Annotated in this window: 30 protein-coding genes; 16 read left to right on the top strand and 14 right to left on the bottom strand. The window is 70.0% G+C overall.

Features of this window, described 5'->3' with window-relative positions:
- Positions 1-685: 685 nt before the first annotated feature.
- The 5 genes from F3H10_RS13880 to F3H10_RS13860 form a co-directional block, all read right to left on the bottom strand.
- Positions 686-1,063 (bottom strand): thioredoxin family protein, encoded by a 378-nt coding sequence (locus F3H10_RS13880; RefSeq protein WP_149785356.1) that lies wholly within the window; start codon positions 1,061-1,063, stop codon positions 686-688.
- 58 nt (positions 1,064-1,121) lie between these two features.
- Positions 1,122-2,387: a M20 family metallopeptidase gene (locus tag F3H10_RS13875; protein WP_149785355.1), complete on the bottom strand. Its 1,266-nt coding sequence runs from the start codon at positions 2,385-2,387 to the stop codon at positions 1,122-1,124.
- A gap of 90 nt (positions 2,388-2,477) precedes the next feature.
- Complete coding sequence (locus F3H10_RS13870) at positions 2,478-2,915, bottom strand: YeeE/YedE family protein (protein WP_149785354.1); 438 nt, start codon at positions 2,913-2,915, stop codon at positions 2,478-2,480.
- A 17-nt stretch (positions 2,916-2,932) separates the two neighbouring features.
- Complete coding sequence (locus F3H10_RS13865; RefSeq protein WP_149785353.1) at positions 2,933-3,457, bottom strand: YeeE/YedE family protein; 525 nt, start codon at positions 3,455-3,457, stop codon at positions 2,933-2,935.
- Between the two features lie 72 nt (positions 3,458-3,529).
- Positions 3,530-4,732 (bottom strand): MBL fold metallo-hydrolase, encoded by a 1,203-nt coding sequence (locus tag F3H10_RS13860; RefSeq protein ID WP_149785352.1) that lies wholly within the window; start codon positions 4,730-4,732, stop codon positions 3,530-3,532.
- A 268-nt stretch (positions 4,733-5,000) separates the two neighbouring features.
- Here F3H10_RS13860 and F3H10_RS13855 point away from each other — a divergent pair, with 268 nt between their 5' ends.
- Both F3H10_RS13855 and F3H10_RS13850 read left to right on the top strand, forming a co-directional pair.
- On the top strand, positions 5,001-5,255 hold the full coding sequence (locus tag F3H10_RS13855) for a sulfurtransferase TusA family protein (protein ID WP_149785351.1): 255 nt from the start codon (positions 5,001-5,003) through the stop codon (positions 5,253-5,255).
- Between the two features lies 1 nt (position 5,256).
- The gene (locus tag F3H10_RS13850; protein WP_149785350.1) at positions 5,257-5,844 is read left to right on the top strand and encodes a DsrE/DsrF/DrsH-like family protein; all 588 of its coding nucleotides are present in this window, start codon (positions 5,257-5,259) and stop codon (positions 5,842-5,844) included.
- Between the two features lie 64 nt (positions 5,845-5,908).
- Here F3H10_RS13850 and F3H10_RS13845 read toward each other — a convergent pair whose 3' ends face one another.
- The 5 genes from F3H10_RS13845 to F3H10_RS13825 form a co-directional block, all read right to left on the bottom strand.
- Positions 5,909-6,520, bottom strand: coding sequence for a DUF1641 domain-containing protein (locus F3H10_RS13845; RefSeq protein WP_223174325.1), 612 nt, complete (start codon positions 6,518-6,520; stop codon positions 5,909-5,911).
- Between the two features lie 52 nt (positions 6,521-6,572).
- Positions 6,573-7,718, bottom strand: a complete 1,146-nt coding sequence (locus tag F3H10_RS13840) for an NAD(P)/FAD-dependent oxidoreductase (protein WP_149785348.1) — start codon at positions 7,716-7,718, stop codon at positions 6,573-6,575.
- Positions 7,719-7,961, bottom strand: coding sequence for a sulfurtransferase TusA family protein (locus F3H10_RS13835; RefSeq protein ID WP_149785347.1), 243 nt, complete (start codon positions 7,959-7,961; stop codon positions 7,719-7,721).
- Positions 7,962-8,106: 145 nt separating this feature from the next.
- Positions 8,107-9,033, bottom strand: coding sequence for a GTP cyclohydrolase MptA (gene mptA / locus F3H10_RS13830; protein ID WP_149785346.1), 927 nt, complete (start codon positions 9,031-9,033; stop codon positions 8,107-8,109).
- Positions 9,034-9,146: 113 nt separating this feature from the next.
- On the bottom strand, positions 9,147-9,590 hold the full coding sequence (locus F3H10_RS13825) for a hypothetical protein (protein ID WP_149785345.1): 444 nt from the start codon (positions 9,588-9,590) through the stop codon (positions 9,147-9,149).
- 101 nt (positions 9,591-9,691) lie between these two features.
- Between F3H10_RS13825 and F3H10_RS13820 the strand changes: the two genes are divergently transcribed.
- The 6 genes from F3H10_RS13820 to F3H10_RS13795 all read left to right on the top strand — a co-directional run bounded on the left by F3H10_RS13820 (position 9,692) and on the right by F3H10_RS13795 (position 13,824).
- On the top strand, positions 9,692-9,982 hold the full coding sequence (locus F3H10_RS13820) for a 50S ribosomal protein L21e (RefSeq protein WP_149785344.1): 291 nt from the start codon (positions 9,692-9,694) through the stop codon (positions 9,980-9,982).
- 1 nt (position 9,983) lies between these two features.
- Complete coding sequence (locus F3H10_RS13815) at positions 9,984-10,340, top strand: RNA polymerase Rpb4 family protein (RefSeq protein WP_149785343.1); 357 nt, start codon at positions 9,984-9,986, stop codon at positions 10,338-10,340.
- Between the two features lie 118 nt (positions 10,341-10,458).
- Positions 10,459-11,064 (top strand): DUF655 domain-containing protein, encoded by a 606-nt coding sequence (locus F3H10_RS13810; RefSeq protein ID WP_149785342.1) that lies wholly within the window; start codon positions 10,459-10,461, stop codon positions 11,062-11,064.
- Between the two features lie 79 nt (positions 11,065-11,143).
- Positions 11,144-12,043, top strand: coding sequence for a 16S ribosomal RNA methyltransferase A (locus F3H10_RS13805; RefSeq protein ID WP_149785341.1), 900 nt, complete (start codon positions 11,144-11,146; stop codon positions 12,041-12,043).
- 60 nt (positions 12,044-12,103) lie between these two features.
- Entirely contained in the window at positions 12,104-13,261 is a 1,158-nt protein-coding gene (locus F3H10_RS13800; protein ID WP_149785340.1) for a mechanosensitive ion channel family protein, read from the top strand.
- Positions 13,258-13,824, top strand: coding sequence for a HemK2/MTQ2 family protein methyltransferase (locus F3H10_RS13795; protein ID WP_149785339.1), 567 nt, complete (start codon positions 13,258-13,260; stop codon positions 13,822-13,824). Before F3H10_RS13800 ends, F3H10_RS13795 begins: the two co-directional genes overlap by 4 nt.
- On the opposite strand, the gene F3H10_RS13790 is transcribed toward F3H10_RS13795, so the two are convergent.
- Positions 13,793-14,728 carry an ABC transporter substrate-binding protein gene (locus tag F3H10_RS13790; RefSeq protein WP_149785338.1) on the bottom strand — a complete coding sequence of 312 codons (936 nt, stop codon included), beginning with the start codon at positions 14,726-14,728 and terminating at the stop codon, positions 13,793-13,795. The genes F3H10_RS13795 and F3H10_RS13790 overlap by 32 nt on opposite strands.
- A 123-nt stretch (positions 14,729-14,851) precedes the next feature.
- On the opposite strand from F3H10_RS13790, the gene F3H10_RS13785 reads away from it, so the two are divergent.
- The 5 genes from F3H10_RS13785 to F3H10_RS13765 all read left to right on the top strand — a co-directional run bounded on the left by F3H10_RS13785 (position 14,852) and on the right by F3H10_RS13765 (position 18,966).
- Positions 14,852-15,865 (top strand): 5-methyltetrahydropteroyltriglutamate--homocysteine methyltransferase, encoded by a 1,014-nt coding sequence (locus F3H10_RS13785; protein ID WP_149785337.1) that lies wholly within the window; start codon positions 14,852-14,854, stop codon positions 15,863-15,865.
- Positions 15,865-16,938 carry a methionine synthase gene (locus F3H10_RS13780; RefSeq protein WP_149785336.1) on the top strand — a complete coding sequence of 358 codons (1,074 nt, stop codon included), beginning with the start codon at positions 15,865-15,867 and terminating at the stop codon, positions 16,936-16,938. Before F3H10_RS13785 ends, F3H10_RS13780 begins: the two co-directional genes overlap by 1 nt.
- Positions 16,939-17,055: 117 nt before the next feature.
- On the top strand, positions 17,056-17,643 hold the full coding sequence (locus F3H10_RS13775; protein WP_149785335.1) for an NAD(P)/FAD-dependent oxidoreductase: 588 nt from the start codon (positions 17,056-17,058) through the stop codon (positions 17,641-17,643).
- Between the two features lie 86 nt (positions 17,644-17,729).
- A complete protein-coding gene (locus F3H10_RS13770; protein WP_149785334.1) occupies positions 17,730-18,047 on the top strand; it encodes an RPA12/RPB9/RPC11 RNA polymerase family protein in 318 nt (105 codons plus the stop codon).
- 169 nt (positions 18,048-18,216) lie between these two features.
- On the top strand, positions 18,217-18,966 hold the full coding sequence (locus tag F3H10_RS13765; protein ID WP_149785333.1) for a sugar phosphate isomerase/epimerase family protein: 750 nt from the start codon (positions 18,217-18,219) through the stop codon (positions 18,964-18,966).
- 9 nt (positions 18,967-18,975) lie between these two features.
- On the opposite strand, the gene F3H10_RS13760 is transcribed toward F3H10_RS13765, so the two are convergent.
- Both F3H10_RS13760 and F3H10_RS13755 read right to left on the bottom strand, forming a co-directional pair.
- The gene (locus tag F3H10_RS13760; protein WP_149785332.1) at positions 18,976-19,839 is read right to left on the bottom strand and encodes a DUF7547 family protein; all 864 of its coding nucleotides are present in this window, start codon (positions 19,837-19,839) and stop codon (positions 18,976-18,978) included.
- A 121-nt stretch (positions 19,840-19,960) separates the two neighbouring features.
- On the bottom strand, positions 19,961-21,046 hold the full coding sequence (locus F3H10_RS13755; protein WP_149785331.1) for an NADH:flavin oxidoreductase/NADH oxidase: 1,086 nt from the start codon (positions 21,044-21,046) through the stop codon (positions 19,961-19,963).
- A gap of 168 nt (positions 21,047-21,214) precedes the next feature.
- On the opposite strand from F3H10_RS13755, the gene F3H10_RS16145 reads away from it, so the two are divergent.
- Positions 21,215-21,376, top strand: coding sequence for a hypothetical protein (locus F3H10_RS16145; protein WP_188127947.1), 162 nt, complete (start codon positions 21,215-21,217; stop codon positions 21,374-21,376).
- A gap of 205 nt (positions 21,377-21,581) precedes the next feature.
- Entirely contained in the window at positions 21,582-23,105 is a 1,524-nt protein-coding gene (locus F3H10_RS13750) for a HEAT repeat domain-containing protein (RefSeq protein WP_455325739.1), read from the top strand.
- A 241-nt stretch (positions 23,106-23,346) separates the two neighbouring features.
- On the opposite strand, the gene F3H10_RS13745 is transcribed toward F3H10_RS13750, so the two are convergent.
- A complete protein-coding gene (locus F3H10_RS13745; RefSeq protein ID WP_149785329.1) occupies positions 23,347-23,541 on the bottom strand; it encodes a cold-shock protein in 195 nt (64 codons plus the stop codon).
- A 103-nt stretch (positions 23,542-23,644) separates the two neighbouring features.
- Here F3H10_RS13745 and F3H10_RS13740 point away from each other — a divergent pair, with 103 nt between their 5' ends.
- A complete protein-coding gene (locus tag F3H10_RS13740) occupies positions 23,645-25,411 on the top strand; it encodes a phospholipase D-like domain-containing protein (RefSeq protein ID WP_149785328.1) in 1,767 nt (588 codons plus the stop codon).
- Positions 25,412-25,423 lie beyond the last annotated feature (12 nt).

Below are 25,423 nucleotides of genomic sequence, written 5' to 3'. Positions count from 1 at the left end.
CGCGTCGTCCGTTTCTTCGGGACCACTCCTCGAAAAACTGCTGGAGAACGGTCAAATCAATCGTCTTCGACGGCTCCGTCGGGGACTCGATCGATCCACGCTGTTCAGTACAGTCTAAGGAGTGAGCGATCGATTGCGGTGGCGTCGCCGGCGGCGGAGCCGCCGGCTTCAAGCGAGAGCTTCGCTCTCGCCCTGCGCCGGTGAGTGGTCGCCGTAGGCGACCGCGAACCGCCCGCGAGGGACGCCGCGAGCGGAGCGAGCGGCAGCGAGGCGCTCCGCGCCTCTGGCAGCCGGCGGCTCTGCCGCCGGCGACGAGGCTGGGGAGGCATGAGGTGCGGGTGCGGTGCTGTGTAGGGTGGGACTCAAAGGGGCAGTCGCGATTCCCGCGAGCACAGCGAGCGGGAAGTCGAGAGACGAAGTCTCTCGGAAGGACGAAGCCCGGTGAAGTAAGCACCGCAGAAGCGAACGCAGTGAGTGACGAGGAGCACAGCGAGCCGCGCGAGTCCTCGCGGCTGGGGCTTTGGACGTATTCTTCCCAGTCGCGTTCACCGCGCCGGCAACTACTCCCTTCTCCTCACCTCGATCATTACTGAAACAACCGTACTAGTAGCACTATTCAGCGACCAGTCGTCTCGAACGAGAACGGCTCCGACGAACAGGAGTTCGAGGACCGGATCTCGACCCGTTACTCGACGTGTTCCGCTACCCACGCGGCCAGATCGTCGCCCGGGATGAACCCCTCAGCGCGACGCGCGACCGGCTCGCCGTCGACGAAGAGGACGAAGAGCGGGACGCTGCGAACGTCGAAGCGCTCGACGAGCGGCGGGTCGTCGCGCGGGTTCACGAGCGCCACGTCGACGTCGAGCTCGCGGGCGACGTTGCCGAGGACGGGTTCCATGCTGGCGCAGATCCCGCAGCCGTCGGTGTAGAACTCGACGAGCGCCGCGTCCGTGCCGGCGAGGAACTCCTCGAGGGCGGCCTCGTCGGCGAGCGAGGTCGGACGGCCGCGGGAAGCACCTCCAGCGAGATCGTCGCCATCCGACGACACAGTATTGGAATTCATACACACTATTGGTTTCGGAGCGGCTTAAAGGCTCGCTTCCGGAGGGACGGGGCCCGCCCTACCGTCCGTCGACTCGCTCGGCCCACATCGCCGGCAGCCGGGCGTACGCCGCGGCGTTGCCCGCCAGCGCCTCGAGCGTGGTGTACTCGTCGACCGCGTGGACCGTGTCGGTGCCGAACGCGAACTCCACGGTCGGGACGCCGGCGTGCCGGAAGGTCTTCGCGTCACCGCCGCCGGTGGCGCTCCGGCGGAAGACGCGCTCGCCCGAGACGGCGGTCGCCACGGTCGTCACGGCGTCGACGAGCGGTCCGTCGACGGACTCGTGGCTCCCCACCGACCAGCTCACGTCGGCGATCGAGACCGCAGGGAAGTCGTCGAGGCAGTCACGGACGTCGGCGAGCACGTCCGCGGTCTCGACGCCCGCGGTCAGCCGCACGTCCAGCCGGGCGGTGGCCGCGTCCGGGACGGTGTTCACCGCCTCGCCGCCCTCGATCGTCCCGAGGTTCACCGTCGGGTGCTCGAACAGGTCGCGCGCTGCGTCCACACCGAGCGTCGGTTCGTAGTACTCGACGGACTCCTCGACGATCGGCCGGAGCGTCGCGTCGAGGTCGAACTCCCGGGCCGTGAGCCGCGAACGGAGCAGCGAGACGGCCGCCCAGAGCCGATCGATCGCGTTGTCGCCGAGCGAGGGACGCGAGCCGTGTGCGGCGGTCCCCTCGGCGCGCAGCGTCAGCCAGATGCTCCCGCGGTCGGCGACGGTGACCGAGTGGCGGCCCCGCGAACAGGTCGTCTCGCCGATGACGCAGGCGTCGGGAGCGAGCCGGTCGAACGCGTCGCTCGCGACGAGCGTGTCGACGCCGGCGTCCCCGCCGGTCTCCTCGTCGCTCACGACCGCGAAAGCGAGGGTGACCGGGAGAGCGGCGTCGCCCGCGGCGAGCGTCTCCCCGGCGGCCAGCATCGCCGCGAGCGGCCCCTTCATGTCGGTCGCCCCGCGGCCGTAGATCCGGTCTCCCTCCCGCTCTCCCAGCGGATCGCGCGTCCACGCGTCGGCGTCGAACGGGACGGTGTCGACGTGGCCGTTGTACAACAGGGTTCGGTCCGTCCGACCGGGCAGGGTCGCGAGCAGGTTCGGCTTCGCCGGATCGGTGGCGACGCGCTCGGTCTCGAAGCCGGCGGCCGACAGCAGGTCGTCGACGTGGTCGACGATCTCGCGGACGTCACCGGGCGGGTTCCGCGTGTCGAACCCGAGCAGGTCGGTCGCGATCTCGACGACCCGGTCGGTCGGGACGGGCGAGGCGGTCGAATCTGAGTGTTCGTTCGTCATGGTGTCGTATCGTGGCGTGACCGCGGCGAACGGTGCGAGAGGGAGACGCGGCGGGATGACGGCCGGGATACGGGAGCGAGAGCGCGCGGGTCAGTCGTCGCTCGGCGCGGCCGCGCTCGCGTCGGCGGCGTCCCGGCTGCGCCAGACGCCCTGTGCGTACGCGCCGATGAACATCCCGCCGATCGCGTAGAGGATCGGCCAGTTGCCGACGCCGAGGCTGGCGTAGGCCGCGCCGGGGCAGATCCCCGAGAGCCCCCAGCCGACGCCGAAGATCGAGCCGCCGACGAGGACGTTCCGGTCGAACGACTTCAGCCGACGACCGTACGGCCGCCCCGTCAACGGGGCCGAATCGCGCAGCTTCGGCAGCGTCCAGAACGCGATGCCGGCGACGATCGAGCCGCCGAACATCACGAACAGCAGCCCGAAGTCGTCGAACGTCAGGAAATCCAGGACGACCTCCGGACGGGCCATGTGGCTGAACCCGAGCCCGAAACCGAAGACGAGCCCGCCGACGAGTATCAGCGGCATGAAGAGGGGATGTCGGCTCAAAGCCCCACCCCCAGCGCCGAGACCGCGTTCGCGGTCACGATCGCGACGACGAGGAACGTCGCCACGCCGACGAGCGACGTGCGGGAGACCGACCCCACGCCGCAGATGCCGTGGCCGGAGGTACACCCCTTCCCGACGCGGGTGCCGATCCCGACGAGGATCCCGCCGAGGAACAGCCGCCACGGCGAGACCTCGGTCGTCCAAGCACTGCCCGCGATCGACCAGGGGTCACCCTGATAGATCAGCGCGTAGACGGCCGCGCCGCCGATTATCCCGAGGGTGAACACGACGCGCCAGTCGCGCGACGGGCGGTACTGCGTGAACCGGGACCGCCCCGAGACGTACGAGAGCGTCGACTCGAGGAACGTGCTCGCGCCCGCCGTGATCCCCGTACCGAGGTAGATCAGGACGGTCCCGAGCCCGACGAGCAGCCCGCCGATCGCGTACCGCGAGATCCCGTTCGGAAACAGCGCGTCGACGGTGCCGGCTCCGAGCAGGTCGGCGAGAACGCCGGCGATCATCGGCGGTCACCGCCGGTCGTGGCCGGATCCGTCGCGTGTCGGATCGCGGTCTGATCGAGAGTCACGATCGGATCAGTCGTCGCTCGTGAGCGCGTCCTGGCTCGCGGCGCAGTTGTTCGGGCCGAGTTCGAGCGCGAACGCCTCGTCGTCGTCGACGGCGTTCTGCCCGAGGTTGGTGGCGATGACCTCCTCGTAGTTGGCCGGTCTGGGCGGCATGTCCGCGAGGACGGTCTCGACGAAGGTATCCTCGTCGGCCGAGAGCGCGTCCATACGCTCGCGGAGTTCGCCGATCGGCGCGGTGTACGTGCCGTCAGCGGCGGATTCGGCCGCGTCGCTGAAGTGCGCACCGCCGACGAGGACGTCGTCATCGAACGACAGAACGCGGTTCTGTAGCGAGTCGTACAGCATCCGGGCGGCCTCGGGGGCGCCCTCGTCGCCCTCCTCGAGGTCCGGGCGGGCGACGCTCTCGATGAAGAGGCCGTCACCGGTCGCGAGCAGGCTTCCGCCGAGCAGATAGGAGGTCATCCCGGTGGTGTGACCGGGCGTGAAGGTCGTCTCGACCGCCGCGTCCCCGACCGTGAACTCGTCGCCGTCGGTCGTCAGCGTGACCTCGTCGGCGTAGGTGACGCCGCGGTCGGCGGCGGCGGACGGCAGGACCGCCTCGACGCCCTCGTCGGCCAGCTCGCGGAGCCCCGAGACGTGGTCCGCGTGCACGTGGGTGTCGAACGCGTACGTCAGCTCGACGCCGAGTTCCGCGGCGTCCGCGAGGTAGCGGTCGGTGAACGCGCGGAGCGGGTCGACGACCGCGGCCTCGTCGTCGTCGTACAGCAGGTAGCCGAGACAGCCGCTCGAGGGGCGCTGGTACTGGAGGAGCGTTCCCGGGCCGTCGTAGCCGGTCACCTCGTGGGCCTCGTAGATCGACGCCCAGCCGTTCATCCCGTCCTCGAGGTGGTCGACGTCGTAGCCGCGGTCGGCGAGCGCGCCCGCGACGTACTCGCTCGCGCCGCCCTTCGCACAGAGCACGGTGACGTGCTCGTCGTCGGGGATCGAATCGAGGACGGCGTCGTCGATCTCCTCGTCGAGGAAGTGGAAGTAGGGCGCGTTGATCGATTCGACGTTCTCGCCGTCGATGCGCCACTCCTCGTAGTCGCTCGACATCCGCGCGTCGAGCAACGTCACCGACTCCCCGTCGTCGATGCGGTCTTTGAGCGTTTCGGGTGCGATCGAGTCGACGTCCGAGTCCGGCGTCGGAAAGTCCATCTCGTCTGCGTCCATGTACGCCCTCCACTATCGGACGTATCGACTTAAGCGTTCTCATAATAATGTACAAGATATACAATATACTTGACGCGGAGCGAGACTGCCAGTTCGGATTTCAAGGCGCTCAAAGCGCTGATAACGCCCGTATACGTGCGTGGAAACAGGAGAAGTACGGCGCAGGTGGTAGAGAGTCGTTCAGTCATTCAAGTCTATCACAAGAATCGACACACTTATCATCGGACATCCAATATTGTGTGATAGCCCCAACACGGGGATCCCAACCATGAGCACGGAAACCGCGACCGAGACGCTCGACGTGAAAGGACAGAACTGCCCGATGCCGGTCATCAAGACGAAGGGGGCGTTCGACGGCCTCGCCGCCGGCGACGTCCTCGAGGTCGTCTCGACGGACTCGGGGAGCATGAGCGACATCAAAGGCTGGGCCGAGTCGACCGAGGGCGCGGAGCTGGTCGACCAGGAGGAGGCCACCGAGGACGGGACGGCGGTGTACAAACACTACGTCCGGAAGGCGGAGTGAGATGAGCGCGGACACACCGCCGTCGTCGGACGGCGAGTTCTCACCGGACGACGTCGCCGACCTGCGCGCGCAGATCGAGGCACTTGAGACCGAGGTCTCCGATCTCCGGAGCGAGGTCGACGAGGGCGGCGCCGACAAGATGGTGATCATCGCGACGAAGGGAACGCTCGACATGGCGTATCCGCCGCTGATCCTCGCGAGCACCGCCGCCGCCTTCGGCTACGACGTCACGGTCTTCCACACCTTCTGGGGCCTCGAGATCCTCCACGAGGAGAACTCGAAGGACCTCGGGTTGAGCTCCGTCGGCAACCCCAACATGCCCGTTCCGAACGCCATCGCCGCGCTTCCGGGAATGGACCGGATGACCGCCCGGATGATGCGCAACCGGATCGAGGACAACGACGTGGCCTCCGTCGAGGAGCTGATCGAGACCTCCCTCGCGAGCGGCGTCGACCTCCAGGCGTGTCAGATGACCATCGACCTGCTCGGCTACGACGAGGACGACTTCTACGACGGCGTGACGACCGGCGTGGGCGCGGCCTCCGCCTTCCAGGACATGGCCGACGCCGACATCCAACTGCTCGTTTGAGCCGGCTCGGCGGCGTACGAACCGACCCGTTTCGACTCGAACGAAGAACGCGTGTTCGGAACCGTTAGGACTCGTTTTCCGGCGACCGCGACCGCCCGATGGCCTTCGACAGCGCGAGCACGTACCCCAGTCCGTACTGGATCTCGGGGTCGCGGAGCCCGCGCGCGAGCCCGACGGCACCCACCCTCGACGGCTCGCTCCGCTGGGCCGCACCGAGCCCCTCCAGGAGCGTCTTCGTCCCCTCGCGGACCTCGTCGTCCGCGGCCGCGTCCGCGACCTCGCCGAGGGCGGCACCGGTGCCCGCGAGCGACCGGACCATCCCGTCGTCGAGCGCGGCGGTCGCGAGCGAGCCGACCTGTCCCAGCTCCGCGAGCTCGTCCAGGGTGCCGCTCCGCTGGAGCTCGATCAGGGTCTCCATCGCCTCGCGGAGCTCGTCGGCGTCGTCCCCGACCGTCTCCGCGAGCCCGACGGTCTCCGCAGTCGCCAGGCCGTCGGCCGACTCCGCGAGCGTCGAGGCCGTCCCGGCGAGTTCGACCGCCATCTCGTCGGTGAGGGCGGCCTCGCCGAGTGCGACCACGTCGAGCAGTTCGTTGACCGCGTCGAGCCGGTCGACGAACGCCGCGACCGCCTCGGGGTTCTCGGAAACGATCGCCTCGAGGTCGTCGCGGTCGATCATCTCGGGATTCTCCCCGGACGCCTCAGAGTCCTCGGAGTTATCCCCGGACATCTCAGAGCAACCCCCGTGCGGTGAGCCAGTAGGACTCGTTGTACGCCAGCTTCGACCAGTGGAGCTTCTCCGAGGCGGGTGCCGGCGACGGCGGGTTCTCGTAGTCGAACTCGACGAACGAGGCCGAGTCCATTCCCGTCTCGATGAAACACAGCGTCTTGCCGTCGTACGTCGCCGTCGCGGGACGATCGCGGACCTCGCTCGCGATCCGCCGGGCCACGACGCCCGCCTGGTAGTGGGCGACGCTTCCCGCCTTGGGAACGCCGGTCGTTGCGGCGTCACCGATCGCGTACACGCCGTCGGCCCGGTCGGCCTCGAGCGTTCGCTTGTCCACGTCGACCCAGCCGCGGTCGCCCAGTCCGGCCTCCTCGACGACGTCGACGCCGCGGTGCGGCGGGATCCCGACGAGGAGGTCGTAGTCGAGTTCGGTTCCCTCCATCGACGCGATCGTTCCCGCCTCGGGATCGACCGACTCGGCGTTGAAGAACGTCTCCACGCCGACGCCGCGCTCCGCCATGATCGGTTCGGCCCACTCGGAGACGTGTGGGTTGCCGTGGACGCGGTTGATCGGGTACGTGTAGGTGATCTCGACGTCCTCGCGCAGCCCGCGTTCGCGGAACCAGTCGTCGGCCATGAACGCGAACTCCAGGGGCGCCGCCGGGCACATGTGCGGCGTGCCGACGACGCTCAGGACGAGGTGACCCTCGGTCATCGAGAGCAGCTCCTCCCGGAGCGCGAGCGCGCCGGACTCCGAGTAGTAGTCGTGGCCGCCCTCGGCGAGCCCCGGGACCTCGGCCGGCGCGAGCGTCGAGCCGGTCGCGACGACGAGGCGGTCGTACGCGAGAGGTCCGGGGCCGTCACGGAGCGACAGCTCCTTGCCGTCCGTGTCGATCGCGGTCACCCGGTCGACGACGAGATCGACACGGGAGTCGACGAGCTCCCGGAGCGGTCGCCGGCCGTCCGCGGGCTCGCGCTGCCCGAACGGGACGTACAGCCACACCGGCTTGTACACGTGGTCGGGGTCGTCGTTGATCAGGGTCACCTCGACGTCGCCGGCGTCGATCTCCGCGGCGAGCCGGTCGGCGAGGTCGTTCGCGAGCACGGTCCCGCCGGTGCCGCCGCCGAGGATCGCGACGCGCCGGACCATCTACGCGACCTCCACGTAGAAGCCGTACTCGTCGCCCGTTTCGTCGACGGCGAGCAGGTCGTTGTCGGTCTCGTCGACCCACTCCGAGACGTCCGTGAGCGACTGGTCGTTATCGCTCAACAGCAACACGACGTCGCCCGGACTCGCAGAGCGGACCCGTCCGATGAGGTCCATGAGCGGCCCGGGACAGGCGGCTCCGCGCGCGTCGACCGTGTCGGTGGGTTCGATGTCGATGTCGGTCATGGGTACGGTCGACGGTTCGGTCGCCGTTCAGATAGTATTGTGTAGAGATTCCAAAGGCGTGAGATACCGGTCGAAGATATATACCGGCGATCGATGAACTCGCCACGGATCGGATCGAAACGCGCCTTCCGAGGGACGACGCCGACTACTCGCCGAGCTCGTCGCGGAGGTCGCCCATCGTGACCTCGCGTTCGGCGTGGGCGTTGTGCTGGTGGATCGACTCGTCGTTCGACTGTTTCATGCGGATCACGGCGTCGTCGGAGAGGTGATCGAACTCCGAGAGCGTCCCCTCGGCGAGCGCGCGCACGCAGTCCTCGACGAACTTCGCGTTCGCGTGAGCGTGGTAGGTCATGTGGTCCTCGTCGGGGCGTTTCGCCATGTTGTAGATCCGTGCGCTCATCGAGTCGCGGGCGACGTCGATCACGTCGCGGAGGTCGACCTCCGGGCTCCCGTCCGTGGTGATGGTCAGGGTGGCGTGGCCGCGCTGGGAGTGGCCCGGCTGCGGGACCGCCTCGAGGAACGCCTCGGTGGTCTCCTCGTCGACGCCGAGTTCGGCGAGCTTCTCGCGGGCGCGGGACTCGGACATCCCCTGCGAGCAGGGACACACCGTCATCCCCGTGACCTCCGCGCCGATCTCCGCGCGGGTCCCCTCGTCGGTCGCGGTCGCGCTGGCGAGGATGGTCGCCGTGCTCTGGGTCTCGAGCCCGGAGGCCGGAGTGTCCTCGCGGGTGACGAGCTCCGCCGTCATCGACACCTCGGCGGTGGTGGTGTAGTCGTGTTTCTCCAGGAGTCGCTCGGCGGCGTCGCCGCAGACGTCCTCGACGCGGTAGGCCTCTTCGCGAGTGATCTCCTCGAGTATCTCGTCTATCGTCGCGAGGTTCCGCGACATGTCGATCCCCTTCCGCCCGCTCGGGAGGTCGACGAACACCTCGAACTCGGCCATGAGGACGATCGGTCGCCGGTCGCCGCGGGCGAGCTTGACGAGTTTCTCCACGCCGGTGACGCCGACCTGCGAGAGCCCGACGGTGACGTCCGGGGCCGACGCCTGTACGTCCGGCAGCTGATGACTCATTACGAACGTATCAGGGGAGACGAGCGATTAGGGCTTTCGATGGAGGGGCTCGCGTCGGGCTTTCCACGGGGCCGAGGGCCGTTCCGTCCGGCACAGTCCCCGCTCGTCCCGACTCAATCCGACTCGTCACCTCCCGACTCCCGTTCGGCTTTGAGCTCGCGCACCTCCCGCTCCACGTCGAGTGCCTCCAGCTCGTCGAGGCTCACGGTCACCGTGTCGCCGGCGCGGTCGCCTCCGTTACCGCCGGAACCCCCGGCGGCTCGGCCGGCGTTTTCGCCCCCGTCCCTCGTGTTTTCGGCGGCGGCGGCGGAGTCCCCCTCGGCGTCGACGTCGTTCGCGCCGCCTCCGCCCCGTGCCACGCTCGTCCCGCCGCCGAGACGGGCGTCGAGTCGCCGGACCAGCACGTACGTGGTTCCCGCAGCACCGACGGCGACGCCGGCGTAGGCGAGGACGAGCGCCTCGGTGCCGAACCGGGCCTCGAGCACCGGGCCCGCCAGCCAGGCGAACACGCAGACCCCGACGAGAAACGCCGTGGCGAACGGAACGGCCCTGTCCATGACGTCGCCTTCGGGTCGAACGCTCAAAGCCGCGTCGCTCGGCGCTCCGGCGCGTAACGCACCATTTATAACTGCGGCAGCGGAACCGTACCCCAACGACCATGCCGAGTTCCAATGGACCCCAGAAGGCCACTCGAGACAAGCTGTCGAACAAGCCGAGAAACCGCGGAACCTCGCCGCCCCAGCGCGCGATCCAGGAGTTCGAGGAGGGCAGCCGGGTCCACCTCAAGATCGACCCGAGCGTCCAGGAGGGTCGTTTCCACCCCCGCTTCGACGGCCGGACCGGCACCGTGACCGGCAAACAGGGCGCGGCGTTCAAAGTCGAGATCACGGACGGCGGCAAGACCAAGACGCTCATCGTCCGTGCCGCCCACATGAGCCGTCAGCAGTAAGATGACGATCTTCAAGGAGAAGCTGGACGAGGAGTACCTCACCACCGCGGAGGCGAAGGACATCCTCGGCGAGATCGAGGCCGACCGCGCGGAGGACGAGGAGCGCGAGCTTCGATACGAGCTGGCCCGCGCGATCGAACACGTGAACCGGTTCGGCCACCTCGACGCCGACGAGTCCCGCGAACTCGTCGAGGAGCTCGCCGAACTCGAGCGGATCGACGTTCCGACGGCGGTCAAGATCACCGACCTCCTTCCCGAGGACCGCACGGAGCTCCGCTCCGTCTTCGCCCAGGAGCGGTACTCGCTCGACGGCGAGGAGCTCGACGAAGTCCTCGACGTCGTCGCGAAGTACGCCTGAAGACGGCGGAGCGTCTCGCTTCGGCCCGAACGGGGTCGTCCCGGTCGCCATCGCCGAACGGTCCCGGGTTTCCCCGACGGCAGCGGTTTTTTACCGTTCGGACGCGCTACCCCTTCGCATGAGCGACCACGCGACAGACGCCGCCGACGAGCGCGACTCGGCCTCCGAGGACGGGACGGAGGAGCGCTCCGTCGCCGTCCTCCTCGACGTCCTCCCGAACGGCCGACCCGACGACGGCCGACCGGGCTACCAGAAGTCACCGGTGGCGTACGCGCTCGGCACGGCGTCGTTCGGGCTGTACGAGCTGTCGCTCGAGGAGGACGCGGACGTCTCCGTGAGCGACCGGGTCGACCTCGACGGACCGGCCGTCTCGCGGTACCGCGAGGTCGACTTCGAGGACCTCACCCGAAACGCGGCCGCCGAGATCGAGTACGCCGTCGAGGCGATCGTCGACGGCGACGAGCGCCGGTTCGTCGACTTCTACAACGAGGCGGGGCCGATCACGCTCCGGCTCCACCAACTCAACCTCCTGCCCGGGATCGGCAAGAAGCTCCGGAACAGGGTGCTCGACGAGCGGAAACGCGGCCCGTTCGAGAGCTTCGAGGAGGTCTCGGAGCGGATCTCGGGACTCCACCGCCCCCGCGAGGTGATACTCGAGCGGATCGTCGAGGAGGTCCGCGAGGACGACCTGAAGTACCGGACGTTCGTCGGGAACGAGGAGTGACGCCGGTCGACCCGAAACCGGCGGGGCGCGATCGACTCGGAAACGGGACTTTTACCCCGAACCGCCGTGTAGCGCGGCCATGACCGATCGATCGGCGGGGACCGCGGACGCGTACGGAACCCGCGACCCCGACTCGCTCGCGCGGCGGGCCGGCACCCGCGCGAACCCCGACAACGATCAACACTTCCTCGTCGACGACCGAGTCCTCGACCGGCTGTCCGCGTACCTCCCCGAGGACGCGGACGTGAGCCACGTCCTCGAGGTCGGCGGCGGGGCGGGCGCGCTCACGGACCGGCTGCTCGCGACGGTTGGCGCGAACGACCCGGATCCCGCCGGCCGGGTGACCGTGATCGAGCGCGACCCCCCGTTCGCCGCGTTCCTCCGCGAGGAGTTCGCCGACGCCGTCGACGCGGGGACCCTCGAGGTGATCGAGGGGGACGCCCTCGCGGTCGATCTCCCGCCGTTCACCGCCTGCGTCGCGAACCTGCCGTACGGGATCTCCTCGGAGATCGCCTTCCGGCTGCTCCCCGAGAGGAAGCCGCTCGTGTTGACCTTCCAGGCGGAGTTCGCCGACCGGATGGTCGCGTCGGCCGGCGAGTCCGCGTACGGGCGGCTCTCGGTCTCCGCACAGCACTACGCGGACGTCGAGATAGTCGAGCGGATCCCCAAGGAGGCGTTCGACCCCCAGCCCGCGGTCGAGAGCGCGGTCGTCCGCTGTACGCCGCGGAACCCCGACTACGAGGTCGGCGACGAGGCGTTCTTCCTCCGGTTCGTGAAGGCGCTTTTCACCCAGCGGCGCAAGACCGTCCGGAACGCGATCCGCAACACTGCGCACATCTCCGGACTCGGTCGGCCCGACGCGGTCGTCGATGCGGCCGGGGAGGACGTCCTCTCACGACGGCCGGGGACGCTCGATCCCTCGGCGTTCGCGGCGTTGGCGGAGCTCGCCCGCGAGCACGGGTCGCCGGCGGAGGCGTGAGACGATGCCGTGGAGCCGTGAAACCGTGATCGGCCGGACTCGAACCGGAGGCGTGAGACGATGACCGGCGGGGTCGGAACCCTCGTCGGCGTGCTCGCCGACCTCGACCGGCTCGTGAGCGGGAACGTCCGGCGGATCCTCCTCACGGCGGCGATCCTCGCGGCCGTCGTCGGCGTCCGGCTGGTCGTCGGGCGGCTGAAACGGCGGGACGAGGAGCTCTCCTCGAAGCGGCGGCTGGCGCTCTCGACGACGGTCGCGGGGACGACCGCCGTTGGGGTGCTCTCGCTTCTCGTCGTCTGGGAGCGCAGCGGGGCGCTCGTCGACGCGTTTCAGTCGGCCGCGATCGCGGACCAGCTGTCGAACGTCGTGTTGGCGGTGATCCTGCTCGCGAGCGCGTACGCGATCACCGACTTCCTCGGGGGCGTGATCCGCGAGCTCTCCGTCGAGAGCACGGCGATCTCCGAACACCAGGAGGAGATGCTCCGCCGGATCGTCCAGTTGAGCGTGTACACCCTCGTCGTGCTCGTGACCATCGGGCTGTTCACCGACAACGTCGGCAGCCTCCTCGTCGGAGCGGGGTTCCTCGGGATCGTGGTGGGGATGGCCGCCAGACAGACGCTCGGGGCCGTCCTCGCCGGGTTCGTCCTGATGTTCTCGCGGCCGTTCGAGGTGGGCGATTGGGTGTCGATCGGCGAGTTCGAGGGGACCGTCACGGAGATCTCGATCATCAACACGCGGCTCCGCTCGTTCGACGGGGAGGTGGTGACGCTCCCGAACGACGAGGTCCGCGCCGGCGCGGTCGTCGACCGGTCGCGGCGGAACCGGCTCCGGATCGAGATCGAGGTCGGCGTCGACTACACCACCGAACTCGACCGGGCGGCGGGCGTCATCGAGGAGGCGGTCTCCGGGCTCGACGGGGTGGCTCGGATGCCCCAGCCCGACGTCGTGACGAAGCGGTTCGCCGACTCGGCGGTCGTCTTCGGGGTCCGCTACTGGATCACGAACCCGAGCATGCGTAAGCGCTGGCGGACCCAGACCGCGGTCATGGCCGCGATCAAGACCGAACTCGAGGCGGAGGGGATCACGATCCCCTTCCCGCAGCAGACGCTCTCCAGCCGCACCGAGGGGGCCGACGCCGAGTTGAACGCCCGGATCGGCGGCGGCGTCGAGGGCGAACCGACGCCGTCGGGTGAGACGGACGGCTCGGAGGGGTCGTGAACCGCCTCGACCGCGACGGGCCGACGGTGTACCAGCCCGCCGAGGACTCCGGGCTGTTGGCTGAGGCGGCCATCGAGGGTGCGCGCGGCCGCGTGCTGGAGGTCGGCACCGGCTCCGGCTGGGTCGCCGAACGGATCGCGGCGGAGCGGGGGCTCCGCGTCGTGGGCAGCGACCGCAACCCGCACGCGGCGCGGGAGGCCCGCGACCGCGGCGTCGAGGCGGTCGTCGCCGACCTGCTCGACCCGTTCCGCGACGACGCGTTCGACACGGTGTGTTTCAACCCGCCGTACCTCCCGACCGACCCGGAAAACGAGTGGGACGACTGGATGGAGCACGCGCTCTCCGGCGGCGAGTCGGGCCGGGAGCTCATCGAGCCGTTCCTCGCCGACGTGGGACGGGTGCTCGCCCCGGACGGGGTCGTCTTCCTGCTCGTCTCCTCGCTCACGGGCTACGAGGAGGTGCTGGCGCTGGTCGAGGAGGCGGGCTTCGCCCACGCGGTCGCCCGCGAGGAGTCGTTCCCGTTCGAGACGCTCACCGTGTTGCGGCTCGACCGACGCGTCTGACCTTCGCGTCCTCGCTGCCGCTCCCGTCCGCCTCGAATCGGTCCGGGTGGATCACCGCCGCGAGCGCCTCGAGCGTGTCGACGACCCGATGGCTGTGGCGGTTCAGGTAGGCGGTGCCGTCCATCGCGAACACGCGACCCTCCCGCACCGCGGCGGTCCCGTCGAACGACTCGCGTTCCAGCAGGTCGCGTGCCGCGCGTTCGGCCTCGTCGACGTCGGCGCTACAGGGACCGACGACGACCACCTCAGGGTCGAACTCGCGTAGTTCCGCCGGGTCGACCGCCCGCGAGCGCTCGCCGGCCGCGACGAGTCCGGGTTCCCCGCCGGCGATCCGGATCAGGTCCGGGATCCAGAGCCCGCCGTGGCGGAGCGGGTCGGTCCAGTCGAGGACGGCGACGCGGGGGCGGTTTCCGGCTTCGCCCTCCCCTTCGTCCCCGCCCGGGACCGCGTCGGCGACGGCGTCGATGCGGGCGTCGAGGTCCGCGCGTAACTCGGCCGCCGCGTCCCGGCGGCCCACCGCGTCGCCGATCCGCTCGACGTTCGCGAGCACGTCCGCGAGGTCGTCGGCGTGGACGTCGAGCACGTCGGCGTCGAGGTCGAGCCGTTCGACCGCCCGGCGGGCGAGCCCGGCGTCGAGCGCGCAGACGGCACAGACGCCCTGAGTGAGTATCGCGTCCGGGTCGGCCGCCGCGAGCGCGTCGCCGTCGAGGTAGTAGGTGTCGTCGTGGGCGACGACCCGGTCGAGCGTTTCGGGGTCGTCCTCGAGGTCGCGAACGAGTCCGGTGATCGTCGGGCGGGCGGCCGCCGTCGGCGGGTGATCACACTGGTGGGAGACCGCGACGGGCGTGGCGCCGAGCGCCGCCGCGACCTCCGTCGCCGAGGGGAAAAGCGAGACGACGGACATGGGTCGGGGTTCGACGCGACCCGTACTAAGGGTTCGGCTCGCCTCTCGGTGAGCAATAGGAATAACCAAGACGCATGAAACAGGTTCGCAAATATTATACAACGGCATATCCAACCCACGGTGATGACTGAACGAGTCGCGGCCACGCCGGGGATCTATCCGCTCCCGGACTGGGCGAAAGGGACGCTTTCGGACCTGAAGGGTCACCAGAAGGGCGACCTCCTGAGCGGCGACGAGGGGGGCGAGATCGCGGAGACGTACGGCGAGGTCCGCGCGGAGCTCGTCGACGACCAGCTCGAGGCCGGTCTCGACCGCGTCGCCGAGGGACAGGCCCGCTGGGACGACATGATCGCGCACCCGCTCACGGTCCACGAGAGCGTCGAGACCGGCGGGATCGTGCGGTACTACGACAACAACAACTTCTACCGCGACCCGCGGGTCGTCGACGACCTGGACTTCTCCGGCGACGTCGCCGGCGAGTTGGAGGCGGCCGCGGACCTGATCGACGGGACGAACGCCGGCGACGCCCCGCTCGCGGCGACGCTGCCGGGACCGTACTCGCTCGCCGACCTGGCGACCGACGAGCACTACGGCGACGACGCCGAGTTCCAGGCGGCGATAGCCGACTTCCTCGCCGGCGAGGTCGAGGCGTTCCCCGCCCACGAGACGCTGTTCCTCCTCGAGCCGTCGCTGGTGACGAACCCGCCGGCGGACGGGACCGAGGAGCGCGCGACCGACGCGATCGCGACGGTCGCCGCGGCGACCGACGCCGACGTGGTCGTCCAGACGTTCTACGGCGCGCTCGACGAGAAGCTCTACGCCCACCTCGTCGACGAGGCGGACGCGGACGCGCTCGGGCTCGACCTCGTCGCCGGCGACCGCGAGGACACGGTGTACAACGTCCAGGAGTACGGCGCGACCGAATCGATCGCGCTCGGGCTCGTCGACGGACAGAACACGCTCGTCGAGGAGCCGGAGACGGTCGCCGAACGCGTCGAGTGGTTCGAGGGACAGGCCCCCGCCGCCGACTTCGAGACGACCTACCTGACGCCGAACACCGAGCTGTTCTACCTGCCCGAGAACAAGTACCGCGCGAAGCTTTCCGCGCTCGCCGCCGCCACGGAGGTGCTCGAATAATGGTCCGTAACCCGTCCGCCAACCGCGAACAGTTCCGTCCGATAGACCACCCGAACGACTCGTTCCTGCTCACGACCGTCGTCGGCTCCTATCCGAAGCCGAAGTGGCTGAACCGCGCCGACGAACTGGTCGAGGATCCCGACTCGAAGTTCGACGAGTCGGACCTCGCGGAGGCCCACGACGACGCCTGCCGGCTGATCACCCACGAACACGAGCGCGCCGGGCTCGACACGGTCGTGGACGGCGAGATGCGCCGCAACGAGATGGTGGAGTTCTTCGCCGAGCGCATCGACGGCTACGAGTTCAACGGCCCGGTGAAGGTGTGGGGCCACAACTACTTCGACAAGCCGAGCGTCGTCGAGGAGGTCTCCTACGACGAGCCGTGGCTCGTCGACGAGTTCGAGTTCACCACGAACGTCGCCGAACGGCCGGTCAAGGTACCGATCACGGGACCGTACACGCTCGGGTTCTGGGCGTTCAACGAGGCGTACTCCTCCACCGAGGAGCTCGTCTACGACCTCGCTGACCTCGTCAACGAGGAGGTCGAGAAGCTGGTCGAGGCCGGCGCGCGCTACGTCCAGATCGACGAGCCCGCGCTGGCGACGACGCCGGAGGACCACGCCATCGTCGGCGAGGCGCTCGACCGGATCGTCTCGGGGATCGACGAGGACGTGCGGATCGGCTTACACGTCTGTTACGGCGACTACTCGCGGATCTACCCCGAGATCAACGACTTCCCGATCGACGAGTTCGACGTGGAACTGTGTAACGGCGACTACGAGCAGATCCCGACGTTCGAGGACCCCGAGTTCGAGCCGGACCTCGCGCTCGGCGTCGTCGACGCCCACACCGCCGAGGTCGAGCCGGTCGAGGAGATCAAGGAGAACATCCGGCAGGGCCTCCGCGTCGTCCCACCGGAGAAGCTGACGATATCGCCGGACTGCGGGCTGAAGCTGCTCCCCCGCGAGATCGCCTACGGCAAGACCGAGAACATGGTCGAGGCCGCCCGACAGGTGGAAGCCGAGATCGACGCCGGCGAGATCGACGTCGACGCGCCGCTCGCGGACGACTGATCGGCCGCCGTTCGATCACCTTCCGAACCCCCGTCGAATCCACGCCGATTCCCCTCCAGCCACCCGATCACACTCCCGTTACCGCGCGTTTATGCGGGTCGAGCCCGTGTCTCCGACATGGCAAACGTCATCGTCATCGGCGGCGGCCCCGCGGGTCTGAGCGCAGCCCTCTTCACCGCAAAGAACGGTCTCGAGACGGCGGTCTTCGACACCGACGGCACGTGGATGCACAAGGCACACCTGTTCAACTACCCCGGCATCGGGTCGGTCGACGGCACCCTCCTCGTCGACACCATGCGCGACCAGGTCGACGACTTCGGCGTCGAGCGTCACCAGGGCGTGGAGGTGACCGGCGTCGAGGCGGCCGACGACGGCTTCGTCGTCTCGACCGCCGAGGAAGAGTACGCCGCCGACTACGTCGTGCTCGCGACGGGCGCGAGCCGGGACCTCGCCGAGGAGCTCGGCTGTGACTTCGCCGAGGACGACACGGTCGACGTCGGCGTGGACATGGAGACCTCCGTGGAGAACGCCTACGCGACGGGCGCGATGGTCCGCGCCGAGGAGTGGCAGGCGGTCATCTCCGCCGGCGACGGTGCGGCGGCCGCGCTCAACGTCCTCTCGAAGGAGAAGGGCGAGCACTACCACGACTTCGACGTGCCCGCCGACGCCGAGCGCGTGCTCGGCTCGCTCGTCGACGAGGAGTGAGTTCGGACGCGCGAAGCGGTCGCCCGACGTCCACGACGGATCGGAAGTTAACACATATATCCGACAGCCGTGTGTCTCCGCGTCGTATGCGATTCTGTGACGAGTGCGGTTCGATGATGCGCACGGAGGGCGACACGTGGGTGTGTCGCTCCTGTGAGAACGAGGAGCCGCGGGACTCGCGAGCGGAGTCGTCGATGACGACCCGGGACGGACAGCGGGACGACGGGGCACCCGACGTGGCCGACGCGACCCAGGGATCCGGCGAGACGATGCGGGAGCCCTGTCCGGCGGACGACTGCGACGGCGACCGCGCCCACTACGAGATGATGCCGAAGCCGGGCGGCTCCTACGAGGTTCGGCTGTTCACCTGCGTCGAGTGCGGCCACAAGTGGCGCGAGTCCTGACGGCGCATCTCGCGAACCACGCCGTTTGAACGGTACGGACCGCACCGGACCTCGCGCCCCGCTCGTGCCCTCCCGGGCACTCGCGGGGTCGCGCCACCGCACCACGACCGGACGAGTACCCGACAGGAATCCGCCCGTGTTTAAGTCGATCCCGACCCAGTCCGCCGGTATGGACATCGGCGTGACCGTCGGCGACGACCTCGACCGGCTGGCGGCGTCGCCGGCGGCGTTCGACTTCGTCGAGCTCGGCGTCGGCGCGGGCAGCCTCCCGCCCGAGTCGATCGACCCGGATCGGCTCGACCGGGCGTTGGCGGGTCGCGATCTGGTGGTTCACCTGCCGTACAGCCAACCCCTCACGAGCTACGCCCCCGAGGTCAACGACGCCATCGTCGCCTACCAGCGGCGGCTCCTCGAGGCGGTCGGCGATCTCGGCGCGGAGAAGGCCGTCCTCCACGCCACCTCCGCCGACCGCGACGACGTGGAGTTCCGCGAGGTCGCCGCCGACCAGCTCCGCCGCGTGGCGGACGCCGGCCGCGACGCGGGCGTTGAGGTCGTCGTCGAGAACGTGGGCCACCAGCACCGCGGGATCCAGCTCTCGGTGCTCGGCGACATCGCCCGCGAGACCGACACCGCGGTCTGTTTCGACGTCGGCCACGCCTACATGGAGGGCGGGAACGGGGCGATACGGCGGTTCCTCCGGAGCCACGCCGACCGTATCTCGCACCTCCACTGTCACGACGTGCGCCGGCGCGGCGACACCCACATGCCGGTCGGCGCTGGCGAGGTCGACTACGGGGGCGCGAGCGACGCGCTCGGGGAGTTCGAGGGCACCGTCGCGCTGGAGGTGTTCACCGACGACGGCGCGTTACTTTGCGACTCCGCCGAGCGCGTCGCCGACCACCTCGGCGCGGAGTGGTGACCGGGCCCGTCAGCGGTCGTCGCCGTCGGAATCTCCCTCCTCGCCGCCGGCATCCGCCTCGTCGCTCTCGGAACCGTCGTCCGCCTCGCTCTCCCCGTCGTTCTCGTCGTCGAGTTGGCTCTTGATCGACTCGAGCTCCGACTCGACGTCGACCTCGGGTCGCTTCCCGACGTCGGGCTCGTCTCCGCCGCCCTCGTCCGCCGAACGGCCCCCCCGCTCGTCGTCCGGGTCGGTCACGTCGATGTGGACCGCGCCGTCGTCGCCTCGATCGCCCCGTCGTGTTCGGTCGTCCCCTCGCGTTCGATCGTCGCTCCGCGTTCGGTCGTCCGCTCTCCGATCCGACCGCCTCGTTGCGTCCACCTCCCGGCGCCCCTCCTCGATCCGCGCTTCGATCTCCGCGGAGAGGTCGCGGGCGTCCTCGATGATCGACCGCGAGGCGGCCTCCTCGGGGAGGTCGGCCTCCGCGAGCGCGGTCCGGAGTTCCGAGAGCGAGCGCGCGAGCCCGGCCGCCGCCCCGTCGCGAGCGCCCGCGAGCCGACCCGCGGTCGCGTCCGCGTCCTCGCGCAGGTCGCGCCCGGGATCGAGCAGCCGGAGGGTCCCGCGCAACAGCTCCAGCGACGTGATCGTGGTCTCGAGGAGGGCGATCACCGTCGGGATGGTGTACTCCTCGGTGAACCGGACCAGCTCGGAGAGCCGCGGGGGTCGCGGCGGGCCGGACGGGCGGGGCGAGCGGACGGGACCGGATCGGTCGCGGCCCTCCCGATCGCTCGATCGCAGGTCCGCCCGGAGCTCGGAGAGGACGTCCTCGAGCTCGTCGAGCCGCTCCTCGAGGTCGTCGTCACGCGGGCCGTCGCGGGAACCACGGGAACTCATGTGCTCCCGTACGCGGCCGGGAGATAAAAAGCCCGTCCGGAGGAAGGTACCCGGTCAGGGAAGGCGCCCGGCCGGGGAGGGCACCCGGCCGGGGAGGACGAACGGAACGGCCGACCCGCCGCTACTCGAACCGGCCGCGGCGGTACTGGACGGGCCACTCGACCTCCACGTCGAGCTCGTGGGCGGCCTCGAGCGGCCAGTAGGGGTGTCGGAGCATCTCGCGGCCGAGCGCGACGAGGTCGGCCCGGCCGTTGCGCACGAGCGCGTCGGCGTGGGTCGGCTCCGTGATCCCGCCGACCGCGGCGACCGGCACGTCCGTCTCCTCGCGGATCGCCTCCGCGTACGGCACCTGATAGCCCGGTCCCGCGTTCGGTAACTGCTGGTCCGGGTGGATCCCGCCGCCGGAGACGTCGATCAGGTCCGCGCCGGCCTCGGCGAGCAGGGGGGCCAGTCGAACCGAGTCGTCCACGTCCCACGAATCGCGGTCGGGGAGCCAGTCCGTCGCGGAGATCCGGACGAAGACGGGCTTGTCGTCGGGCCAGACGCCGCGGACCGCCTCGACGACCTCGCGGACCAGCCGCGTCCGGTTCTCGAAGCTCCCGCCGTACTCGTCGTCGCGGTCGTTAGTGACCGGCGAGAGGAACTGGTGGAGGAGGTAGCCGTGGGCGGCGTGGACCTCGGCGATCTCGAAGCCGGCCGACAGCGAGCGCTCCGCGGCGGCGGCGAACGCGTCGATCACGTCCTCGACGTCGCCGGCGTCCATCCGGCGGGTCGCCGCCGGCTCCTCGTCGGGGTAGGGTTCGTCGGTCGCCGAGATCGTCTCCCACCCGTCCGCGTGGTCCTCCGGAAGGGCGTGGCCGCCCTCGCTCGGCGGGGCGTGGGAGGCCTTCCGCCCGGCGTGAGCCAGTTGGATCCCGGGGACCGCGCCCTGCGACCGGACGAACGACGTGACCGGTTCGAGCGCCTCGGCCTGCTCGTCCGACCAGATACCCAGACAGCCGGGCGTGATGCGGCCGCGCCGCTCGACCCCGGTCGCCTCCGCCATCACGACGCCCGCGCCGCCGACCGCGCGGGTGCCGAGGTGGACCCGATGCCACTCGTTCGCCAGTCCCTCCTCGGCGGAGTACTGACACATCGGCGAGAGCATGACCCGGTTCGGGATCTCCGTGTCGCGCAGCGAGAACGGCGTGAAAAGCGAGTCCGTCATCGTCGGATCCACGCCGCCGTCGGGGTAATGCCCTCCGATATCCCGCCCGGATCGCCGCCATCACCGGCCCGGGATCCGACCGATCCGCACGCCGAGCGCTTCCCGCGTCGGCCACATGGTTTAGGCCGACCGAAACCTATAACCCCTCCCGTCCCCGAGCGGCCGATAATGAGTAGCGGAGAACGCGTCGAACGCGACCGCAACGCTCCGGACGACGAACCGCCGGCCGTGGCGATGAACCACACCACGCCCGACCGGACCGTCTTCATCGAGGAAGGCAACACCGACGCCTGGATCGCGACCGATCTGACGGTCGAGATCGAACGGTAGCCGTCCTCCCGCTCGGGGTCCCGCCCTCCGTGTACCCCGTCGGTGATCGTTCGAGCGTCGCCGCCGTGGTCGGCTACGCGGCGTGTCCGGTCCGGACCGCGGCGCGTTCGGTCCGGGCTGCGGCCCCGGCACGTCGTCCGGACTGCGGCCCCGGCGCGGTGGGGACGCGCTCGGCGAGCGGACCGCCGCGAAGGGAAACGTCTTAATGGACGACGCGCGCATTCTCCGGTATATGAGCAACGGCGACGACGAGCCGGCCGACGCCTCCGAGGAGGCCGACGCCGCCGACACGGCGGAGGCCGACGAGCCCGAGGCGACCGCCCCGACGCTCCCCGACGAGGCGACCGAGGAGTCCCTGACCGAGTACCTCGAGGAGATCGAGGCGCTGCTCGAGGACGCCGAGACCGAGGCGGACCTCGACGACGTCGAGGCGCTGCTCGACGACGCCGAGGACGCCCTGGCGGACGCCGACCTCCCCGAACCCGACGAGGACGACGAGGACGCCGACGACCCGCGCGGCGACCTCGAGGACCGGATCGCGGAGCTCCGCGAGGGAGTCGAGGACGCCCGCGGCCCCTACGCCGAGGACGTCGTCGAGGCGATCGGGACGGCGGCCTCGACGCTCGAGGACACCGAGTGGACCGCCGAGGGCCGCGGAGACGCGGCCGACGCGGTCGAGACGTTCGTCGACGCGGCCGCGGAGGCGGTCGACGACGCCATCGATGCGGACGCGATCGAGACGGATCCGGACGCGGCGGACGCGGACGAGACGGACGAGGTCGACGCCGACGACGCTGACGACGACACCGACGCGGACGGCGAGACTGAGGCCGGCAACGACGAGAACGGTGACGACGGAAACGACGGCGACGGGACCGACGACGACCGGATCGCCGTCCTCGTCGACGCCCTCGACGCCGTCGAGGCGGGGATCGACGGCGCGGGTCTCGACCCCGACGACGACGCGGAGACGATCGCGGCGCTGCTGGAGGCGACGGACGCCCTCGAGAACGGGCTGGAGGACGCCGAGGAGTGGGACGACCTCGAGACCCACGAGCAACTCCGCGCGCAGGGCTACTACGACGTGCTCGGCCACTACAAGGACTACCCGGTCGAGTGGGCCGCGCTGAAGGAACACGAGGCGCGGGGCAACGTCGACATGATCCTGCTCGCGCTCGACGCGCTCCAGTCGGAGTTCATGGAACGGCACTGTCTCGAGGCGCTCGAGCGCATGGGCAAGCGCGGGAAGACCGAGGCGTCGCTCGAGGAACTGCTCGGGCGTGCGGGCAAGCGCGACCAGTTCGCGATCCGGATCCTCGGGAAGATGGCGGCGGCGGATGCGGTCGAGACGCTCCTCGAGTACGTCGACGAGGACTCGAACCCGCAGCTCCAGAAGGCGACGTTCAAGGCGCTCGGCGAGATCGGCGCGACCGACGCGGTCGGTCCGCTCGCCGAGAAGCTGACGATGGAGAACGACCACGTCCGGCCGCTCGCCGCGCGCGCGCTCGGACTCATCGGCGACACCCGAGCGATCGACCCGCTCGCCGACGCGCTCGCCGAGGACGACTCGGACGACGTCCGCGCGGCGGCCGGCTGGGCGCTCCGACAGATCGGCACCCGTGAAGCGCTCGAGGCGGTCGCCGAGTACGCCGACGAACGCTCGTTCATCGTCCAGACGGAAGCCGAGAAGGCGCAGGCGACCCTCGACGCCGCGGCGACGCCGGCGTAGTCGGTCGATCGGGTCTCGTTTCCCTCGTTTCGAACCGCGAATCGCCTTCGAACCGCTCGTAGCCGTCGGCTCGAGGATGCGTCGACATCGACGTCAGCGACGGCTCGGCGTCCGACGCGGACGCTGCTCCGTGCGTGATATGCGTGAGAAACTGGGTCGCGTCCGGGCGCCCTCCGATGAGGACGAAACGGGCTCGATGGTCGTCGTGTGAGGTCTCGGGGCGACGGTCGCCCGACGGAGCTTAGTTGCGGACGACGTTCGTCGCGCGGGGGCCTTTCGGCGACGACTCGATGTCGAACTCGAGCTCCTGTCCCTCTTCGAGGTCCGGGCCGCCAACGTCTTCCATGTGGAAGAACACGTCATCGTCCTCGTCCTCAGCCGAAATGAAACCGTAGCCGCCAGTGTCGTTGAAGAAATCAACCTTTCCGTTTGCCATTGCAAACAAACGTACGACCGATTCGGGGATAACCCTTGCGAGGGTCGTGGTACCACGAGGGGGCACCCGACCGCTTATACCGGATACCGCAACCAGAGCCCGTATGCCTCCCTCGATCGACCGATCCCGTCGGTCAGTTCGGTCCGGTCGCGCCGTCCGGGTCGCCGTCGCGGTCGCGGTCCTGCTCGCGACCGTCGCGTCGGCCGCGGGCGTCGCCGGCGTGGCGGGAGCGGCCGCGCCGACGGGGTCGCCCGGAGCGATCGAATCCGAGCCGCCGACCGACGAGACGACGGCGTCGTCCGGCGCGGCGAACCGCACGGCCGATCCCTCCGATCCGCGGATCCTCGAGCTGTATCCCAACCCGACCACCGAGGGCAATCGCGGCGAGTACCTCGTCGTTCGGCTCCCGGAACCGGGAAATTGGTCGCTCTCGGACGGCTACCACGACGCGATGCTCCCGCCCGACGCGAACGGAACGGTCGCGCTCTCGATGGAGCCGAAGCTCGCGCGTGACCACCTCGCCGCGGGGAGAGGCGAGGAGACGCCGCCGGGGGCCCGACAACTCGACGCGTACTTCCCGCTCTCGGCGAGCGGCGACCGGATCGAACTGCGCCGCGACGGCGACGCCGTCGACGTCGTCGAGTACGGCCGCGTTCGGGAGGGGTACCGCTGGCGAGCGACGTGGGGCGAGTGGCGACCGATCGGGTACGAGCCGCGCGAGCCGGAGCGCGTCTCCGGCGCGTCGGTGACGCCGTTCGTCCTCCCGGACACCCCGGCGACGCCCGTCGAGCCGCTCGCGACCGCGGACGATCGGATCTACCTCGCCGGCTACACGATCGAGTCCGAGCGCGTTGCGGACCGACTCGTCGACGCGGCCGCTCGCGGGGCGGACGTGCGGGTCCTGCTGGAGGGAACCCCGGTCGGCGGCTTCCCCCGGCGAGGCGCGCGCGTCGCCGACCGGCTCGTCGACGCCGGCGTCGAGGTGCGCGTCCTCGACGGCGACCCGGACCGGTTCCGGTTTCACCACGCCAAGTACGCGGTCGCCGACGACCGGGCGGTCGTGCTCACGGAGAACTGGAAGCGGTCGGGGACCGGCGGGGAGTCGAACCGCGGCTGGGGCGTGATCGCGGACGACCCGGCGGTCGCCGAGGACCTCGCGGCGCTCTTCGAGAACGACGCGACCGGTCCCGACACCCGGTCCTGGCGCGCGTTTCGCGAGGAGACGACGTTTCACGGCCCGCCGAGGTACGGGGACGACGACGGCGACGGCGAAGGCTCGGGAGACGAGGACCGACTGTATCCCACACGGTTCGATCCGCCGACGCCAGCGCCCGCGGACGTGGAACTGCTCACCGCGCCCGGCAACGCGGGCGACCGACTCGTCGAGCGGATCGACGCCGCCGACGACCGCGTCCTCGCGATCGTCCCGCGGACGGGCGGGCCGGACGGCCGGATCGTCCGGGCGCTTCGCCGCGCGGCCGACCGCGGCGTCGACGTCCACCTCCTGTTGTCGAACGCGTGGTACGACCGCGAGGAGAACCGCGAGCTGGCGGAGGCGCTGTCCGATGAACCGATCGAGGTCGCCGTCGCGGAGCCGCGCGGCCGGTACGAGAAGGTCCACGCCAAGGGGCTCGTGGTCGACGACACCGCCGTCGTGGGGAGTCTCAACTGGAACGAGGGAGCGACGACGGAGAACCGCGAGGTGCTCCTCGCCGTCGAGAACGCGGGCGTCGCCGACTTCTACGCCCGGACGTACGCGGCCGACTGGCGCGGCGGCGGCGTCCACCTGCCGGTCGGAACCGTCGGCGGACTGCTCGGGACGGTGGTCGTCGCCGGAGCGGTCGCTCGTCGCGAGGTGGCGTTCGCGTGAACGGGATCGAGC

Source organism: Halorubrum aquaticum (genome assembly GCF_900113615.1).
In the GTDB taxonomy this organism is placed as follows: Archaea; Halobacteriota; Halobacteria; order Halobacteriales; family Haloferacaceae; genus Halorubrum; species Halorubrum aquaticum.
This window is presented reverse-complemented; position numbering and strand designations above follow the sequence as displayed.